General features: G+C 67.1%; 16 protein-coding genes, 5 tRNA genes and 1 other RNA gene. 14 read left to right on the top strand and 8 right to left on the bottom strand.

Going from position 1 to position 15317, the window contains the following annotated elements:
* The first annotated feature begins 157 nt into the window (after positions 1-157).
* The 5 genes from INQ42_RS09340 (at position 158) to INQ42_RS09320 (ending at position 2985) form a co-directional block, all read left to right on the top strand.
* Positions 158-430, top strand: a complete 273-nt coding sequence (locus tag INQ42_RS09340; RefSeq protein WP_194034028.1) for an HU family DNA-binding protein — start codon at positions 158-160, stop codon at positions 428-430.
* 43 nt (positions 431-473) lie between these two features.
* Positions 474-548: transfer RNA gene (locus tag INQ42_RS09335), tRNA-Val, on the top strand.
* Positions 549-574: 26 nt separating this feature from the next.
* Positions 575-651, top strand: a tRNA-Asp gene (locus INQ42_RS09330).
* A gap of 99 nt (positions 652-750) precedes the next feature.
* Positions 751-827: transfer RNA gene (locus INQ42_RS09325), tRNA-Asp, on the top strand.
* Between the two features lie 187 nt (positions 828-1014).
* The gene (locus INQ42_RS09320) at positions 1015-2985 is read left to right on the top strand and encodes a SurA N-terminal domain-containing protein (protein ID WP_194034027.1); all 1971 of its coding nucleotides are present in this window, start codon (positions 1015-1017) and stop codon (positions 2983-2985) included.
* A 50-nt stretch (positions 2986-3035) separates the two neighbouring features.
* Here INQ42_RS09320 and INQ42_RS09315 read toward each other — a convergent pair whose 3' ends face one another.
* The 3 genes from INQ42_RS09315 to gloB form a co-directional block, all read right to left on the bottom strand.
* Entirely contained in the window at positions 3036-3830 is a 795-nt protein-coding gene (locus INQ42_RS09315; RefSeq protein WP_194034026.1) for an enoyl-ACP reductase FabI, read from the bottom strand.
* 74 nt (positions 3831-3904) lie between these two features.
* Positions 3905-4900: a lytic transglycosylase domain-containing protein gene (locus tag INQ42_RS09310; protein WP_194034025.1), complete on the bottom strand. Its 996-nt coding sequence runs from the start codon at positions 4898-4900 to the stop codon at positions 3905-3907.
* Positions 4897-5673: a hydroxyacylglutathione hydrolase gene (gloB, locus tag INQ42_RS09305; RefSeq protein WP_194034024.1), complete on the bottom strand. Its 777-nt coding sequence runs from the start codon at positions 5671-5673 to the stop codon at positions 4897-4899. Before gloB ends, INQ42_RS09310 begins: the two co-directional genes overlap by 4 nt.
* Positions 5674-5755: 82 nt before the next feature.
* Between gloB and INQ42_RS09300 the strand changes: the two genes are divergently transcribed.
* From INQ42_RS09300 to dnaQ, 3 genes are read left to right on the top strand one after another with little or no spacing between them, the layout of a single operon-like run.
* Entirely contained in the window at positions 5756-6490 is a 735-nt protein-coding gene (locus INQ42_RS09300; protein ID WP_194034023.1) for a methyltransferase domain-containing protein, read from the top strand.
* A 43-nt stretch (positions 6491-6533) separates the two neighbouring features.
* Positions 6534-6986: a ribonuclease HI gene (rnhA, locus tag INQ42_RS09295; RefSeq protein ID WP_194035841.1), complete on the top strand. Its 453-nt coding sequence runs from the start codon at positions 6534-6536 to the stop codon at positions 6984-6986.
* 5 nt (positions 6987-6991) lie between these two features.
* Positions 6992-7711, top strand: coding sequence for a DNA polymerase III subunit epsilon (gene dnaQ, locus INQ42_RS09290; RefSeq protein WP_194034022.1), 720 nt, complete (start codon positions 6992-6994; stop codon positions 7709-7711).
* A gap of 13 nt (positions 7712-7724) precedes the next feature.
* On the opposite strand, the gene INQ42_RS09285 is transcribed toward dnaQ, so the two are convergent.
* Positions 7725-8429 carry a PP2C family protein-serine/threonine phosphatase gene (locus INQ42_RS09285; protein ID WP_194034021.1) on the bottom strand — a complete coding sequence of 235 codons (705 nt, stop codon included), beginning with the start codon at positions 8427-8429 and terminating at the stop codon, positions 7725-7727.
* Between the two features lie 136 nt (positions 8430-8565).
* Positions 8566-8656 (bottom strand) — tRNA-Ser (locus tag INQ42_RS09280).
* A 137-nt stretch (positions 8657-8793) separates the two neighbouring features.
* On the opposite strand from INQ42_RS09280, the gene INQ42_RS09275 reads away from it, so the two are divergent.
* Complete coding sequence (locus INQ42_RS09275) at positions 8794-9201, top strand: DUF6165 family protein (protein WP_194034020.1); 408 nt, start codon at positions 8794-8796, stop codon at positions 9199-9201.
* 48 nt (positions 9202-9249) lie between these two features.
* On the opposite strand, the gene INQ42_RS09270 is transcribed toward INQ42_RS09275, so the two are convergent.
* A complete protein-coding gene (locus INQ42_RS09270; RefSeq protein WP_194034019.1) occupies positions 9250-10305 on the bottom strand; it encodes a glycosyltransferase family 9 protein in 1056 nt (351 codons plus the stop codon).
* A 22-nt stretch (positions 10306-10327) separates the two neighbouring features.
* On the opposite strand from INQ42_RS09270, the gene INQ42_RS09265 reads away from it, so the two are divergent.
* Together INQ42_RS09265 and INQ42_RS09260 are read left to right on the top strand one after the other, a co-directional pair.
* Positions 10328-11077, top strand: a complete 750-nt coding sequence (locus INQ42_RS09265; protein WP_194034018.1) for a 3-deoxy-D-manno-octulosonic acid kinase — start codon at positions 10328-10330, stop codon at positions 11075-11077.
* Between the two features lies 1 nt (position 11078).
* A complete protein-coding gene (locus tag INQ42_RS09260; protein WP_194034017.1) occupies positions 11079-11837 on the top strand; it encodes an MBL fold metallo-hydrolase in 759 nt (252 codons plus the stop codon).
* Positions 11838-11867: 30 nt separating this feature from the next.
* Here the strand turns inward: INQ42_RS09260 and ffs are convergent.
* Together ffs and INQ42_RS09250 are read right to left on the bottom strand one after the other, a co-directional pair.
* Positions 11868-11964: signal recognition particle sRNA small type (gene ffs, locus INQ42_RS09255), an RNA gene on the bottom strand.
* 25 nt (positions 11965-11989) lie between these two features.
* Positions 11990-12082: transfer RNA gene (locus INQ42_RS09250), tRNA-Ser, on the bottom strand.
* Between the two features lie 236 nt (positions 12083-12318).
* On the opposite strand from INQ42_RS09250, the gene dnaX reads away from it, so the two are divergent.
* The 3 genes from dnaX (at position 12319) to recR (ending at position 15276) form a co-directional block, all read left to right on the top strand.
* Positions 12319-14196, top strand: a complete 1878-nt coding sequence (gene dnaX / locus INQ42_RS09245) for a DNA polymerase III subunit gamma/tau (RefSeq protein ID WP_194034016.1) — start codon at positions 12319-12321, stop codon at positions 14194-14196.
* A gap of 122 nt (positions 14197-14318) precedes the next feature.
* Entirely contained in the window at positions 14319-14639 is a 321-nt protein-coding gene (locus INQ42_RS09240) for a YbaB/EbfC family nucleoid-associated protein (RefSeq protein WP_194034015.1), read from the top strand.
* Positions 14640-14679: 40 nt separating this feature from the next.
* Entirely contained in the window at positions 14680-15276 is a 597-nt protein-coding gene (recR, locus tag INQ42_RS09235; RefSeq protein ID WP_194034014.1) for a recombination mediator RecR, read from the top strand.
* Positions 15277-15317: the final 41 nt, after the last annotated feature.

Raw genomic sequence — 15317 nt, 5'->3', positions numbered from 1 at the left:
GCGCCGTGAAAACCCCGCTGGTATAACGGCCAGCAACCGTTTCGCGAAAGCCGTCCTGCGGCAGGGCGAGGCGGCAAAGTCGATCGGAGCGCTGTCATGTACGCTGGCACTTCGATTTCAAGCACACGCGGTGAAACCGCTCAGGGAGTCAAATTGAATGAACAAGACTGAATTCGTCAACGCCGTCGCCGATGCCGCGGAGCTTTCCAAGGCCGATGCATCCAGCGCGGTTGACGCGATGGTCAGCGTGATCACCGATGCACTGAAGAAGGGCGACTCCATCACACTCGTCGGCTTCGGTACGTTCCAGGTCCGCAACCGTGCCGCCCGTCAGGGTCGCAACCCGAAGACCGGCGAAACCATCCAGATCAAGGCGTCGAACAATCCTGCGTTCAAGGCTGGCAAAGCCCTGAAGGACGCTGTAAACTAAGCGGCTACCCACCGGGCAGTGACATTTGCCCAGTCTGAATTTCGGGTGCTTAGCTCAGTGGTAGAGCGTCTCCTTTACACGGAGAGGGTCGGGGGTTCGAAACCCTCAGCACCCACCAGCGCCGGGTTACAAGGTTAAAAGTGCGGAGTGGTAGTTCAGTTGGTTAGAATGCTGGCCTGTCACGCCGGAGGTCGCGGGTTCGAGTCCCGTCCACTCCGCCAGTTTCATCCAGGCTTGCTGAGCAGTAGAGGCGGCCGGTCCAGACAGCAGCGCTGTTCCGGCATGCCGGTTTCGTTGCCAGTTTGACGAGTTCAAAGCGCGGAGCGGTAGTTCAGTTGGTTAGAATGCTGGCCTGTCACGCCGGAGGTCGCGGGTTCGAGTCCCGTCCGCTCCGCCAGTAAATCCAGAACGCCTGCAAATCGATGATTTGCGGGCGTTTTGCATTCCAGGTCATTGCCCGCGATCACCCCGGGATACAACCGCCACCACCGCCGATAGTGATCAAGGTCCGGTTGTCGCCGCGGCGGGCCCGCGCCGTCCATCCACGGTAAACTGTGCGGCTTCCGCCCTGACCAGATTGCATCATGCTGCGAAAAATCCGAGAAAAGACCACCGGCTGGGTCGCAATGACGATCCTGGCGATTTTGATCGTTCCGTTCGCGCTGTTCGGGCTGGATCAGTACCTGGTCCAGAGCGGCACCAGCACCGTGGCCTCGATCAAGGCGCCACCCACGTGGTGGTCATCGGCGCCGTCGTTCTGGCCGGCATCGGTGCTGTGGCGGCATGAGGAAGTCTCGACCGAGGAGTTCCGCAACCGTTTCGAGCAGGTTCGCCAGCAACAGCGGGCAGACCAGGGCGACGCGTTCGACGCCCGCGCCTTCGAGGACATGGAAAACAAGCGTGCGGTGCTGGACAGCCTGATCGATCAGAAGATCCAGGCGATGGCGGCGCAGGCTGCCGGGGTGACGGTGAGCGACTCGATGGTGATCGATGAGATCCAGCGCATCCCCGCCTTCCAGGTCGATGGACGGTTTGATCCCCAGCGTTACCAGCTCGCGCTTGCCTCCCAGGTGCCCGCCCGGACGCCGGCGCAGTTCGACCAGCTGGTGCGCGAGAGTCTTGAGCAGGGCCTGGTGATGACCGCATTGGCGGAGAGCAACTTCGTGACCGACGCGGAGATGGATCGCCTGATCCGACTGCTGGGCGAGCAACGCGACGTCGCCGTGGTGGTGGTCCCAGCGGCGGATCCGGGCACGGTTGCCGTTCCAGATGCGCAGGTGCAGGCCTGGTACGACGCCCATCTGGCCGACTACCGCGCCCCCGAGCAGGTCACCATCGAGTACATCTCGCTGGAGGCGGCTGACATGCCCGCGCCCCCGCCGGCCGACGAGGCCGCGCTGCGTCAGCGCTACGACCAGCAGTCCGAGAAGTTCGCCGAGCAGGAGGAGCGCCTGGCCTCGCACATCCTGGTGGAAGTCGACCCGGATGCCGACGCGGCGACCGTGCAGGCGGCGCAGGCGAAGGCAGCCGGACTTGCGGCGCAGGCGCGCGCCGAGGGCACGGATTTTGCCGCGCTTGCCGAGAAGAACAGTGACGACGCCGCGTCCGCCGGAGGAGATCTGGGCTGGATCAACCGCGGGATGATGCCGGGTGCGCTGGAGGACGCCCTGTTTGCCATGGCTCCCGGTGAGATCAGCGATCCGGTCAAGACCGAGTTTGGCTTTCACGTGATCAGGTTGCGCGAGGTCAAGGCCGGCGAGCGGGAGTCTTTCGAAGCCGTGCGTGAGACGCTGGCACGCGAGCAGGCAGAGGCCGACCGTGAGGGCATGTTCAACGACCTGTCCAGCCGCGTGGTGGACGCCGTGCTGGAGAATCCGAGCGGGCTGGGGTTTGCGGCAGAGGCGGCCAACCTCAAAGTGCAGAAGCTCGGCCCCTTCGACGCCAGTTCCACTGACGGTATCGCGGCCAGCCCCGCGGTCAAGCGCGCGGCGTTTTCCGAGGTGCTGATCCAGGACGGCACGGTCAGCGACCCGATCGAAGTTGGACCTGACCACAACGTCTGGATCCGGGTGGTATCGCACACGCCCGCCGAGGCCCAGCCCCTGGCGGCCGTTCGCGATCAGGTGGTGGAAGCGGTACGCCGCGACGGTCTTGAGAAGGCAGCGCGGGAGCGGGCGACCGCATTGCGGTCGCGGCTGGAGAAGGGCGAGTCGCTCGCCGACGTGGCCAGCGCCGAGTCGCTGCCCGAGCCGGAAGCGCTGACGGCCGTTCCGCGTGGCGCCCCGCTGATCGCGCCTGGCGTGTCGGACGCGCTCTTTGCCGTCCAGGCAAAGGAGGGCGGCCCGGCGAGCGGCAGCAAGGTGTTGGAGGACGGCCGCATCGTCCTGTTTACGGTCGACAAGGTAATACCGGGCAACGTCGCGGAGTTTCCGCAGGAGCAGCGCGAGATGTTGCAGCAGCAGCTCGGCCAGGCTGCCGGTATCGACGACGTGCAGGCGCTCGTGGCCGGCATGCGCAAGAGCATGAAGATACGCGTCCTGGAACAGAATCTCTGACAGGAAAAAGCCCGGCAATGCCGGGCTTTTTCTTGCGACGCTATCGAGCCTCAGTCGTCGCTGCCGACGCCGCTCATCCCCATGATGTTGTAGCCCGAGTCGACATAGGTCACCTCGCCGGTGATGCCACGGGCAAGATCGGAACACAGGAAGGCGGCCGTGTTGCCCACGTCCTCGATGGTGACGGTGCGGCGCAGGGGCGAGGTCTTCTCGAACTGGCCCAGCATCTTGCGGAAGTTGGAAATGCCCGCTGCCGAGAGCGTCTTGATCGGTCCGGCGGAGATCGCGTTGACCCGGGTACCTTCCGGCCCAAGGTTCAGCGCGAGGTAGCGCACCGTCGCCTCCAGGCTGGCCTTGGCCACCCCCATCACGTTGTAGTTCTGCAGGGCGCGCACGGCTCCCAGGTAGCTCAGGGTCAGGATCGCACCGTCGCGGCCCGCCATCAGCGGCCGCGCGGCCTTGGAAATGGCCGCCAGCGAATAGGCGGAGACGTCGTGCGCGACGGCCCAGTTCTCGCGCGTCAGGCCGTCCAGGAATTCGCCTTCGATCGCCTCACGCGGTGCAAACGCGATGGCGTGGACGAGGATGTCGAAGCCATCCCAATGCTTGCCCAGCTGGTCGAAGCAGTCGGCGATCTGCGCATCGCTGGAGACATCCAGCGGCAGGACGATATCGCTACCCAGTGCTGCGGCGGCCTTTTCGACGCGCGGTTTGAGCTTGTCGTTCAAATAGGTGAATGCCAGCTCCGCGCCCTCGCGGTGCATGGCTTCGGCGATGCCGCTGGCGATGGAACGATCGCTGGCGATGCCCGTGATCAGCGCACGCTTGCCTTGCAGAAATCCCATGGTTGCTCCTCTTTGACCAGAGCCACGACCGGCTTGGTCGGGCAACCGGGGTATTGTACCCGCGCGGTCGGCGCCTAATTGATGCCCAGTTCCGGTGCCAGCAGCCGCAATGGAGTATCGCCGCTCGCACCGATCTGGCCGCCGCCGAAGACCGGGTTCAGCCGGCCGACGCGCGCCGGATCCTGACCGTGACGGTCAGCCCAATCGGTGATCCGGCGGGTCTGCCCGTCCAGTGTCACTGCTTGCAGGCGCGGCGCAGGACGGTCCATCGCCTTGACCCACGACTCCTGCTGCCTGGCATCGCCCAGGACGCACGAGAGCGCCTGCAGTTTGCGTACGTATGCCTGCGTGGTTGCCGGAACGCCGGCCAGGCTGGCCGGGTCGGCGTTGCGCGCCTGCTGCCCGCCGCTCTTGAGCGCGCCCAGGATCCGGTATTCGCCGGCGTTGTAGGCCATCGCGGCCAGCCGCCAGTCGCCGGCGAACATGCCGTGCAGGGTCTTCAGGTACCGCACCGCGGCGCGGGTGGAATCCACCGGCGACAGGCGGCCGTCGTAGCCGTTGCGCATCGGCACCTTGTGGTTGCGCGCCGTGCGCTCGATCATCTGCCACATGCCGACCGGGCCGGACGGACTGCGCGCGTCGGGGCGGTAACCGCTCTCCACGAAGGGAATCAAGGCGTATTCGCTGGGCAGATGCGCCGCGCGGACCGCGTCAAGCACATAGCCGAACAGCAGCAGGGTGTCGTCGCTGGGGGTGGCCAGGCGCTTGGGCGCGGCTGAAAAGTGCTTGCTCCAGCGTGGACTGACATCGCTGCTGCACTCCTGATCGGCGCGGCCCTGCTGGAACTGGCGGTAGATCTCCAGGCCACGGCGTGGGACCGGCGGCGGGGCCTCGACCGCGGCGGCAGTCGATGGAGGTGCTGGGACGGTGATGGCGGCGGCTGCCGGAGAGTTTTCCACGTCAGCGTCAGCCAGCGCAGCCACCGGAAGCGCCATCAGCACCGCTACGCTCAACACCGCAAGACGGCGCGCAAGGGAGCGTCGCGCCTGCGGCCGGTTCCGCGCACTCATTCGCTGAACCCGTCTTTCCACCGCCGAAGCTCGGCAAATACCTCGACCTCGTCGAGTGGGGCGCGGCCGAGGCGCGCGGCGACTGCGGCCTTTACCGCCGGCTGGCCGCAACGCAGGAATGGATTGCAGGCCAGTTCGCTTTCCAGCGTCGTGGGCAGGGTGGGACGGGCATTGTCACGCATGTGTTTTGCTTCCTGGGTGCGGCGCGCAAGCGCGGCATTTTCGGGCTCGACCACGCGCGCGAAGGCTGCGTTGGACAGGGTGTACTCGTGCCCGCAATACAGCCGGGTGGAGGCGGGCAGGACGGCCAGTCGGGACAGCGACTGGTGCATCTGCAACGGACTACCTTCGAAAAGTCGCCCGCAACCCAGGCTGAACAGGGTGTCCCCGCTAAACAGCGAGCCTCCCTCAGGGGCATCGTGGAAGTACGCCACATGGCTGGATGTATGACCCGGAACGGCGATGACTTCCAGCTCGAATCCCGCCGCACTGATGCGCGCGCCGTCTCCCACGACATCGGTGGTGGTGGTAATGCGTGCGTCGTCGGGGGCGAAGACGCGCAGGTCGGGCCAGCGCTGCAGCAGCTCCGCTACGCCGCCAACATGGTCATTGTGGTGGTGCGTGAGCAGGATGGCGCTCGGGCGCAGGCCGGCACTGGCTGCCTCCAGTACGGGGCGCGCCTGCCCGGGATCGACCACCAATGCTGATCCATCCTCACCGGTGGCGCACCAGATGTAGTTGTCACTGAATGCATTCAGGGCCTGCAACTGCATGCGGGGACTCCTTGGGATTGTCGGCGGCTTGCAGCAGAATCGGGGGATTACTCCGCATCCGACAGGGCGACAACCCGCGACCATGCCCGCGTTCACCTACCACAGTCAACCCGGAACGTCGCCAGACACCGGCCTCGACTGGTTCCGCGGATCCGCCGGAAGCGCCGTTCTGGCCAGCGAAGAAGACGCCCTGGGGCGGGTCATGGCGATGTGTCCTGCGCTGCCATGGCTGTGGATCGGAGCGCCCGCGGCCAAGGCGCCAGACACAGCGCGGGGCGTTCGCCTGTACCGCGATGGGGGCGGATTCTGCGGCGATCTGCGCTGTCGCCTGCCATTGCCTTTCGCCAGCGAGTGCTTTGGCGTGATTTTCCTGCAGCACGCCTTGGACGATGGGCACGAAACGCAGGCATTGTTGGACGAGTGCGCGCGGTTGTTGGCGCCTGGCGGCAGGCTGTGGCTGGCGACGCTGAATCCCTGGAGTCCGTATCGCCTGCGCTGGACCGGGGTGGGCCTGCGGGCGACGGGTGCCGGCGCATGGCAGTCGGCGCTGGGGCGCGCGGGATTCTCTTCGGCCGCCACCCGCGTGCAATGGGTGGGTCCCCGATGGCAGCCACGCGTCGAGGGTTCGGGTATCGGCTTTTCCGACCGCTTCCGCAGCGCGCTCGCGCTGAGCGCCGGCAAGCAGGTGCAGGGGCTGATTCCGCCGACAGGGGTGCGGCAGTTGCGATGGCAGGTCGCTCGGTGGCCGCATCCGTGGCCGCACCCGGCGCCCGAGGGGCAGGCCGGAACGAGACCGGACGCGCACGGTCGGGGATAATGGCGCGATGACTGAAGACACCGGCGCGAACAGAACACCCACGATGGTCGAGATCCACACCGACGGCTCCTGCCTGGGCAATCCCGGCCCCGGCGGCTGGGCAGCGCTGCTGCGCTGCAAGGGCCGCGAGCGCGAACTGGTGGGCGGAGAGGCCGACACCACCAACAACCGCATGGAGCTGATGGCGACGATCTGCGCATTGGAGGCGCTCAAGGAAAGCTGCGCGGTGACCCTGCACACGGACTCGCAGTACGTCCGCCAGGGCATCACCACGTGGATGGCGAACTGGGTGCGCCGCGGCTGGAAGACGGCGGGCGGCGCGCCGGTGAAGAACCGTGACCTGTGGGAACGCCTGGACCTGGCCACGAAGAACCACCGGATCGACTGGCGCTGGGTCAAGGGCCACTCCGGCGATCCCGACAACGAGCGCGTCGATGTGCTCGCCCGCGATGAAGCCATCCGGTTCAAACAGGGCGCCTCGGCGCAGCGGGTCTGATGGCGATGCGGCAGGTCGTCCTGGATACGGAAACCACCGGCCTGAGCTGGGAGCGGGGCAACCGCGTGGTGGAGATCGGCTGCGTGGAGTTCGTCGAGCGCCGGCCTACCGGTCGCACGTATCACCAGTACCTGAAACCCGATTGCGCATTCGAGCCGGGTGCGCAGGAAGTCACGGGCCTGACCCTGGAGTTCCTCGCCGACAAACCGGTCTTCACCGACGTGGTGGAGGAATTCCTCGAATTCATCGCCGGAGCGGAACTGGTGATCCACAACGCCGCCTTCGACGTCGGGTTTCTGGACAATGAGCTGCGTCTGGCGGGCGCGCAGTACGGCTGCCTGGCCGATCGCTGCCGCATCGAGGATTCGCTGCTGCTCGCCCGGCATCGTTTCCCCGGCCAGCGCAATTCGCTGGATGCCTTGTGCCGGCGGCTGGGCGTGGACAACGCGCACCGGCAGCTGCACGGCGCCCTGCTGGACGCCCAACTGCTGGCCGAGGTCTACATCGCCCTGACCTCCGGTCAGGAGGAAATAGGCTTTGCCGCGCCGGGGCCTGCGGCGGGAGAGGAATCGAAGGCTTCCTACACCGCCGACGTCCGCCTGCACCGACCGCGGGTAGTGGTCCTCGCCGCGGAACTCGCGGCGCATGAAGCGCGCCTGGAAACGCTGCGCAGCATGGCGGGCCACGCGGTGTGGGACGAGGTGGTGGAGTTGGCGGGAGGCTAGCGCCTGCGCGGACTCAGTGGCTGCGGATCAGCACCGCGGTGACGTTGTCCGAGCCGCCGCCGTCCAACGCCGCCGCGATCAGGGTGTCGACGCATTCCTGGGCGCTGCGGTCGCGCAGGGCCAGCACCTTGGCGATCTGCTCGTCCTCCACTTCCTCGGTCAGCCCGTCGCTGCATAGCAGCAGTTGCATGCCCGGCAGCATCTCGCCGGCGACGGTGGCCACGTTCAGGTTGCGCGGGTCGGTCACGCCAAGCGCCTGGGTGACCACGTTGCGGTGCGGATGGCTGCGCGCCTGCTCGCGGGTGATCGCGCCGCTGGCGATCAGTTCCTGCACGTAGCTGTGGTCCCTGGACAGCTGAACCAGTTGCTCGTCGCGCCACAGATACACCCGGCTGTCGCCGACCCATGCCACCTCGAAGCGGTTGCCGTTGACCCGGGCGGCAACCACGGTGGTGCCCATCGGCAGCGCATCGCGGCGCTGGCGCGAGGTCCGGATGATCTCCTCGTCGGCGATGCGGATCGCATCCACCAGCGGCGTGCCGTCACGGGTCTCCCGGGCGATGGTTTCGCGCGCCAGCGCACTTGCGACTTCCCCGTAGTCGTGCCCCCCCATCCCATCAGCAACCAACCACAGGCCCAGCACGCTGTCGCCGTAATAGCTGTCCTCATTGAGTTCGCGACGCAGGCCGACGTGGGTCAGGTGTCCAAATTCGATCATGAGGGGATCAGGCCGATGACGTAGTCGGAGGAGTCTTCACATACGTTAACGTTGCACGCGTGTGCATACGGACACGGGCGCGCAAGGAACCGGCATGGCAAAGGGCTGCGAAGGCAGCCGTTGCAGAATGCAAATATGGCGGAGAGGGGGGGATTCGAACCCCCGAGGCGCTATAAACGCCTGCCTGATTTCGAGTCAGGTACATTCAACCACTCTGCCACCTCTCCGGTGAACCGCCGACATCAAGACCGGGGTCGTGGGGGCGCAATGATACGGCGGCCACGGGCACCGTACAAGCGTCGTGCGGCGCCGTCGGTCACCGTGCTGGCGGTAGACTGTGCGCTTTCCTCCCAGCGGGTGTCCCATGTCCGAAATCCTCGTTCCCGTCTCCTTTGGAGAACTGCTCGACAAGATCGCCATCCTGTCCATCAAGTCCGAGCGCATGACCGACGCGGCCAAGCTGGAGAACATCCACAAGGAACTGGGCGCGCTGCAGAAGACCTGGATGGAGCACCCCGCAGCCGGCAAGGACGTGGTCAAGTTGCGCGGCGAGCTGAAGGCGGTCAACGAGCGGCTCTGGGTGATTGAGGACGATATCCGGCTCAAGGAAAAGGCCGGCGAGTTCGATGCGGAGTTCATCCGCCTCGCCCGCAGCGTCTATTTCGAGAACGATGAGCGTGCCCGCCTCAAGCGCGAGATCAACCTTGCCCTGGGCTCCAGCTATGTCGAGGAAAAGTCCTACCAGGACTACCGCAGCGCCGACCCCGGGTAAGCGCTGGCGGCCCGGCTTGAGCTGCCTTCAACGAAGGCAGGTTGCAGCTCAGCCGGCCGTGTCGCTGACAAAGCGCTCGAAGGCCGCGATCGCATCATCGACGGTCACGAGGTCCATCACCCCCGGCTGCTCGATCTTGGTACCCCAGCGCAATTCGGCGGCCGGCTTGCCACGGTAGCGGCGCGCGGCGTCGTCATAGCGGTCCACGCAGTAGCGACGATCGCTGTAGGGTCCGCTGCGAGCCGGATTGCTGGCCGCATGCAGGCCGAGCACCTTGGTTCCCATCGCGTTGGCGATGTGCATCGGCCCCGAATCCGGGCTCATCAGCAGGTCGGCCCGCTCCAGCAGCGCGGGCAACTGCTTCAGCGTGTCCTTGCCGACCAGGTCGAGCGCGCTGCCGCGCATTGACTGCACGATGGCGTCGGTGGTCTGCCGCTCCAACTCGCTGCGGCCGCCGCACAGGACCACCCGCCAGCCGCGCTCGATCGCGTGGTCGGCGACGGCTGCGTAGCGCTCGGCATGCCAGTTGCGCAGGACGTGGCTGGAGCAGGGTGAGATCATCAGCGTGCGGACATCGTCTGTCTCCCACTGGGCGCGGGCCCAGTCGCGTGCGTCGGCCGGAACCGGCAGATCCCAGCGGACCTGCTCCTGGCGCAGGCCCAGCGGCTCGCAGAAACTGCCGATCGCATCCAGCACGTGCATGCCCTGGCGCGCCGGGATGCGCTGGTTGACGAACAAACCATGGCCGTCGCGTGATCGGGCGCGGTCATAGCCGACCCGGGTGCGGGCCGGAACCACCGCCGAGAGCAGGTTCGCGCGCGCGGCGACCTGCATCTGCAGCAACACGTCAAATTTACCGCCGGCGCGAGCGTTCAACCGCCGGCGCAGCGCACGCATGCCGGCGAATCCGGACTTCTTGTCGTACTCGATGAACTCCACCCCGGGCAGGCCTTCCAGCAGGCGCTGCTCGGCCTTGCCGATGATCCAGTTCAGCGGCGTTTCCGGCCATGCCGCCTGCAGCGTGCGCACCAGCGGGACCACGTGGGTGACATCGCCCAGCGCGGACAGGCGCAGCAGGCAGATCGAAGCGGGTGCAGGGGGCATGCTAATTGCTAGACTCCGGGGAATGACGGGGTTCGACTCTGCCGAAGGATTGACGCCATTCCGCGAAGGCAGCGGCTATGGGGCGATTCTGTTCGACACCAAGCGGGTACGGCAAGCCGAGCCGGCGTGGTTTACTCCGACCTGGTGGCAGCATCAGGCGCGACCGGTGGAAAGCGGCGGCCGCGGCGGCGCGTGGTTCGTGGATGCGCCTTTCGGCCAGGCCGTCCTGCGACGCTACCTGCGCGGCGGGCTGGTGGCCAATCTGAGCCGCGACCGCTATGTCTGGCGCGGCGCCATGAGCACGCGCAGTTTTGCCGAGTTCCGCCTCTCGCGGGCGATGATCGAGCGCGGGGTGCCGGTGCCGCCGCCGATCGCGGCCATGTATCGCCGCGAGGGCCTGTTCTACCGCTGCGCGATCCTGATCGAGCGCCTGCCGGACGTGCGGACGCTGGCGGACCGCGCGATCGTCGCCGGCGATGGTGCGCCGTGGGAGGAAGCGGGCCGGCTGGTCGCGCGAGCGCACCGTGCCGGCCTCGACCACGCCGACCTCAATGCGCACAACCTGATGTTCGATTCGCGTGGCCGCGGCTGGGTGATCGATCTGGACCGCGGCCGCATCGTCATCCCGGCCACGGGCTGGCGCGAGCGCAACCTGGCAAGGCTAAAGCGCTCGCTGCTCAAGGTGCGCGGCAATCGCGACGTGGCCGATGTGGAGCGCGATTTCGAGCGCCTGCGCCGGGCCTATGACAATGTCTGGGAACGGGGCTACTGACGTGGCCTGGGATCTGCGCCTGCAGGGGGTCGGCAACGCCTCGGCGGTCGAGCTGGGCTCGGCCATGGCGACCATCGAGCGCCATGGCCAGCCCTGGCTGACGATCGACTGCGGCGGCGAGGGCCTGACCGCATTCCTGGACCACTACGGGCAAGCGCCGCAGGCGTTGTTCATCACCCACACGCACCTGGACCACGTCGCCGGTTTCGAGCGGCTGTTCGTGGAGGCCTACTTCAACCACTCCCTGCGCGGGCGGATCCGGCTGTACGTGCCGGCCAAACTGGTGCCGTTGCTGCATCAGCGGGTGGGTGATTACCCCAATCCCCTGGCCGAGGGTGGGGCGAACTTCTGGGATGCCTTCCAGGTGATTCCGGTGGGCGAGTCGTTCTGGCACCAGGGCGTGCGTGTGGAGGTCTTTCCCGTCCGCCATCACTGGCCCGATACCGCGTTCGGACTGCGCCTGCATGGAAGCCTGGTGTGGACGGGGGATACGCGGCCGATCCCGGAAATGCTCGCCAGGATGGCCGATGCGGGGGAACTGATCGCCCACGACTGCGCCTTGCACGGCAACCCTTCCCACAGCGGCATCGACGATCTGGAGCGGGAATACCCGCCGCAGCTGCTGGAGCGCTGCCTGCTGTACCACTACGGCAGTGCCCAAGAGGGCGAAGCGCTGGAAGGGCGCGGTTACCGGATTGGCCGGCAGGGAGAGCTGGTGGCGCTGAAGCCGACGACCGCAATGCAGGTCGACGTCGCCTGAGCTGCACATCCGGCAGCCGAAAAGGTGGCAGCCCCGCCAACTTGCCTCGGCGCCCGCATCAGTCAATACCGTTGCTGCCTTCCGGCCCTGGCGGAGTTTTCGACCTAGCGTCGCGAGGGGCCGACGGGGCCACCATGGACAACTGCAACATCTGGCGGAGAGAGGGGGATTCGAACCCCCGAAGCGCGGTTTAGACGCTTACACACTTTCCAGGCGTGCTCCTTCAACCACTCGGACACCTCTCCGCATCTGAAACGCTTCAGATCCCCGTCGCGACGCCAATCCGGCCGGAACGCAACGAAGCCGCAAAGTCTAGCGCCGCGCGGGCAAGGGGACAAGTCAAATCCTTCTCTGGCCGCGAGGGCCCGGAGCTTGATCCGGGATGGGAGCCCGGGGCGGCGTGGCACAATGGTGGCGCTGCGTCCGTGCCGACCGATTCCGGGGCGCGGGCGTTCCCTGCCGGACTTGCCCAAGGTTATCGATGTCCTATCTCGTCCTCGCCCGCAAGTGGCGACCCAAGCGCTTCGCCGAACTGGTCGGGCAGGAGCACGTGGTCCGCGCCCTGACCAACGCGCTCGACAGCGGCCGGGTGCATCACGCGTTCCTGTTTTCCGGCACCCGCGGCGTGGGCAAGACCACGATCGCGCGGATCTTCGCCAAGTCGCTCAACTGCGAGCAGGGCACGTCGGCCGATCCCTGCGGTGAGTGCAATTCGTGCCGCGACATCGACGCGGGCCGGTTCATCGACCTGCTGGAAATCGACGCCGCGTCCAACACCGGCGTGGATGATGTGCGCGATTTGATCGACAACGCGCAGTACATGCCCTCGCGCGGCCGGGTGAAGGTCTACCTGATCGACGAAGTGCACATGCTCTCGAAGTCGGCGTTCAACGCGCTGCTGAAAACGCTGGAGGAGCCGCCCGGTCACGTGAAGTTCCTGCTCGCCACCACCGACCCGCAGAAGCTGCCGGTAACGGTGCTGTCGCGCTGCCTGCAGTTCAACCTCAAGCGCCTGGACGAGGAGCAGATCGGCGGCCAGGTGGAGAAGATCCTCCAGGCCGAGGGCATCGCGGTCGAACCCGGCGCGGTGCGCCAGATCAGCCGCGCGGCCGACGGCAGCCTGCGCGACGGCCTGTCGCTGCTGGACCAGGCGATCGCCTACACCGGTGGCCAGCTCACCGACGCGGCGGTCGCCACGATGCTGGGTACGGTCGACCAGACCCGAGTGGGCGCGTTGCTGGACGCGTTGGCGTCCGGTGATGGCGCCGCGCTGATGGCGGAGGTCGCCGCGCTGGCGGAGTTCTCGCCCGACTGGGCCGGCGTTCTGGAAGCGCTGAGCGATGCCCTGCACCGCATCCAGGTGCGCCAGCTGGTGCCCGGGGCAAGCATCGAGGTCGACGGCGTGGCCATCGATACCTTGGCCGCGAAGGTGCCTGCCGAGCTGGTCCAGCTGTGGTACCAGATGGCGATCAATGGCCGTCGCGACCTCTCGCTGGCGCCCAGCCAGCGCGCCGGCTTCGAGATGAGCGTGCTGCGCATGCTGGCGTTCCGTCCCTCGGGGCCGGAGTCGGCCCGCAGTGGTCCGGCGAGTGGCGGCACTGGTGTGACCGCGGGCGGCATTGCCGGAGCCGGTTCCGCATCGGGGCCTGCCTCAGCCTCGGCCTCCGCGCCCGAGTCGCTGCTGCCGGCCACACCCCGTCCTGCGCCAACGCCAACGCGTGCGCGCCCTCCCGCTGATACGGGCATTGCCGATATGCCTGCCGAAGCGCGCCCCGAAACCACGAAAGCCGCCGGACGGAGCCCGGAGTCCTACCACCACGACGAGCGCGAGCAAGCCCCGTTCTTCAGCCTGGAGGACGAGTCGGAGGCCGTCGCCGTTGCGACGACTGCGCCCGAGCCGACAGCATCGGTCAGCGAGCCACACCCAGCCCCGCACGCTGCATCCGATGAAGTGCCTGCAGGAGCCGTCATCGCCGATGCCGACGCCTGGCACGCCTGGGTGGTGGCCAGTCCGCTGAAGGGACCGGCGCGCGTGCTCGCCGAGCACGTGGGTTTCATCGCCTGCGAGGGGCGCGTGGTGCGCCTGGGTCTGTCGCCGCAAGACGAGCTGCTCAACAAGCCCGTTCTGGTGGCGCAGATCGTCAAGGCGCTGGCCACCTCCCTGGGAGGCGATCCGGAAATCCGCTTCGAAGCGAGCACCGTTGGCGGCGTGTCACTGCGCGAGCGCAACGACAAGGCCCGCGATGCGCGCAGGAGTGCCGCCGTGGACAGCTTCATGTCCGATCCGCAGGTGCGTGCGCTGATCGCCGGCGGCGCCACGGTGGTGGCCGATTCGATCCGGCCCCGCGGCGACGCCTGATCAGCGGCAACGGGCCGTGCGGCACCGAGCGCAGACCTGGAAGGCGGCCCTTGAGAGCCGAGCGTGCTGCCTTCATCTCTGGTCTGCCGAACATCATTCACCCACTTGGACGAGTAGACGATATGCGTGGAAATATTGCCCAACTGATGCAGCAAGCGCAGAAGATGCAGGAAGAAATGCAGCGCGCGCAGGAAGAGCTGGCCAACATCGAGGTCATCGGTAACGCCGGTGGTGGCATGGTCAGCGTGACCCTGACCGGCCGCATGGAGTGCCGCAAGGTGCGCATCGACCCGCAGGCCCTGTCCGATCCGGAGATGGCCGAGGACCTGATCGCCGCGGCGATCAACGACGCCGTCAACAAGGTCAATGCGGCGTCGCAGGAGCGCATGGGTTCGGCGACCGCCGGCATGCAGCTGCCGCCGGGCATGAAGCTGCCGTTCTGATCGTGCTTCGCCCACGTAAACGCCCAGTGCGCGTTCCACGATGAGCTCGCCGCTGCTCGAGCAGCTGATCGAGGCGTTCCGGGTGTTGCCCGGCGTGGGTCAGAAGTCGGCCCAGCGGATGGCCTACCACGTGCTCGAGCGCGAGCGCGCCGGGGGCCAGCGACTCGCGGACGCCCTGGCCGCCGCGGTGGAGCGGATCGGCAACTGCGAGCGCTGCCGCGACTTCAGCGAAACCCCGGTGTGCCCGACCTGCTCGAGTGCGAGCCGCGACGTCCACCAGCTGTGCGTGGTCGAGTCCCCCGCCGACCGCCTGGCGATCGAGCAGGCCACCGGTTACCGCGGCCTCTATTACGTGTTGCAGGGCCGGCTCAGCCCGCTGGATGGCATCGGCCCCGCCGAGCTGGGCCTGGACCGGCTGGCATCACGCCTGGCCGAGGGCGAGGTGTCCGAGCTGATCGTGGCGACCAACCCCACGGTGGAAGGCGAGGCCACCGCGCATTACCTGGGCCAGCTGGCACGCCAGTACAAGGTGCGCCCGAGTCGCCCGACCCATGGGGTTCCGCTCGGTGGCGAGCTGGAATATGTCGACCGCGGTACGCTTTCCCATGCTTTTGGCAGTCGCAGCGAGATGTCCTGAGCGACCGGCCGATTGACCTGGACGTTCATCTGGACGTTCAT

The organism is Lysobacter avium (genome assembly GCF_015209745.1).
Taxonomy (GTDB): Bacteria; Pseudomonadota; Gammaproteobacteria; order Xanthomonadales; family Xanthomonadaceae; genus Novilysobacter; species Novilysobacter avium.
The sequence above is the reverse complement of the archived record's forward strand: the minus strand, read 5'-3'. Positions and strand labels throughout refer to the sequence as shown.

Excerpts from the sequence above, each read along its gene's own strand:
- INQ42_RS09340 (WP_194034028.1), top strand. The coding sequence starts at position 158 with ATGAACAAGACTGAATTCGTCAACGCCGTCGCCGATGCCGCGGAGCTT.
- INQ42_RS09320 (WP_194034027.1), top strand. The coding sequence starts at position 1,015 with ATGCTGCGAAAAATCCGAGAAAAGACCACCGGCTGGGTCGCAATGACG.
- INQ42_RS09315 (WP_194034026.1), bottom strand. The coding sequence starts at position 3,830 with ATGGGATTTCTGCAAGGCAAGCGTGCGCTGATCACGGGCATCGCCAGC.
- INQ42_RS09310 (WP_194034025.1), bottom strand. The coding sequence starts at position 4,900 with ATGAGTGCGCGGAACCGGCCGCAGGCGCGACGCTCCCTTGCGCGCCGT.
- gloB (WP_194034024.1), bottom strand. The coding sequence starts at position 5,673 with ATGCAGTTGCAGGCCCTGAATGCATTCAGTGACAACTACATCTGGTGC.
- INQ42_RS09300 (WP_194034023.1), top strand. The coding sequence starts at position 5,756 with ATGCCCGCGTTCACCTACCACAGTCAACCCGGAACGTCGCCAGACACC.
- rnhA (WP_194035841.1), top strand. The coding sequence starts at position 6,534 with ATGGTCGAGATCCACACCGACGGCTCCTGCCTGGGCAATCCCGGCCCC.
- dnaQ (WP_194034022.1), top strand. The coding sequence starts at position 6,992 with ATGCGGCAGGTCGTCCTGGATACGGAAACCACCGGCCTGAGCTGGGAG.
- INQ42_RS09285 (WP_194034021.1), bottom strand. The coding sequence starts at position 8,429 with ATGATCGAATTTGGACACCTGACCCACGTCGGCCTGCGTCGCGAACTC.
- INQ42_RS09275 (WP_194034020.1), top strand. The coding sequence starts at position 8,794 with ATGTCCGAAATCCTCGTTCCCGTCTCCTTTGGAGAACTGCTCGACAAG.
- INQ42_RS09270 (WP_194034019.1), bottom strand. The coding sequence starts at position 10,305 with ATGCCCCCTGCACCCGCTTCGATCTGCCTGCTGCGCCTGTCCGCGCTG.
- INQ42_RS09265 (WP_194034018.1), top strand. The coding sequence starts at position 10,328 with ATGACGGGGTTCGACTCTGCCGAAGGATTGACGCCATTCCGCGAAGGC.
- dnaX (WP_194034016.1), top strand. The coding sequence starts at position 12,319 with ATGTCCTATCTCGTCCTCGCCCGCAAGTGGCGACCCAAGCGCTTCGCC.
- INQ42_RS09240 (WP_194034015.1), top strand. The coding sequence starts at position 14,319 with ATGCGTGGAAATATTGCCCAACTGATGCAGCAAGCGCAGAAGATGCAG.
- recR (WP_194034014.1), top strand. The coding sequence starts at position 14,680 with ATGAGCTCGCCGCTGCTCGAGCAGCTGATCGAGGCGTTCCGGGTGTTG.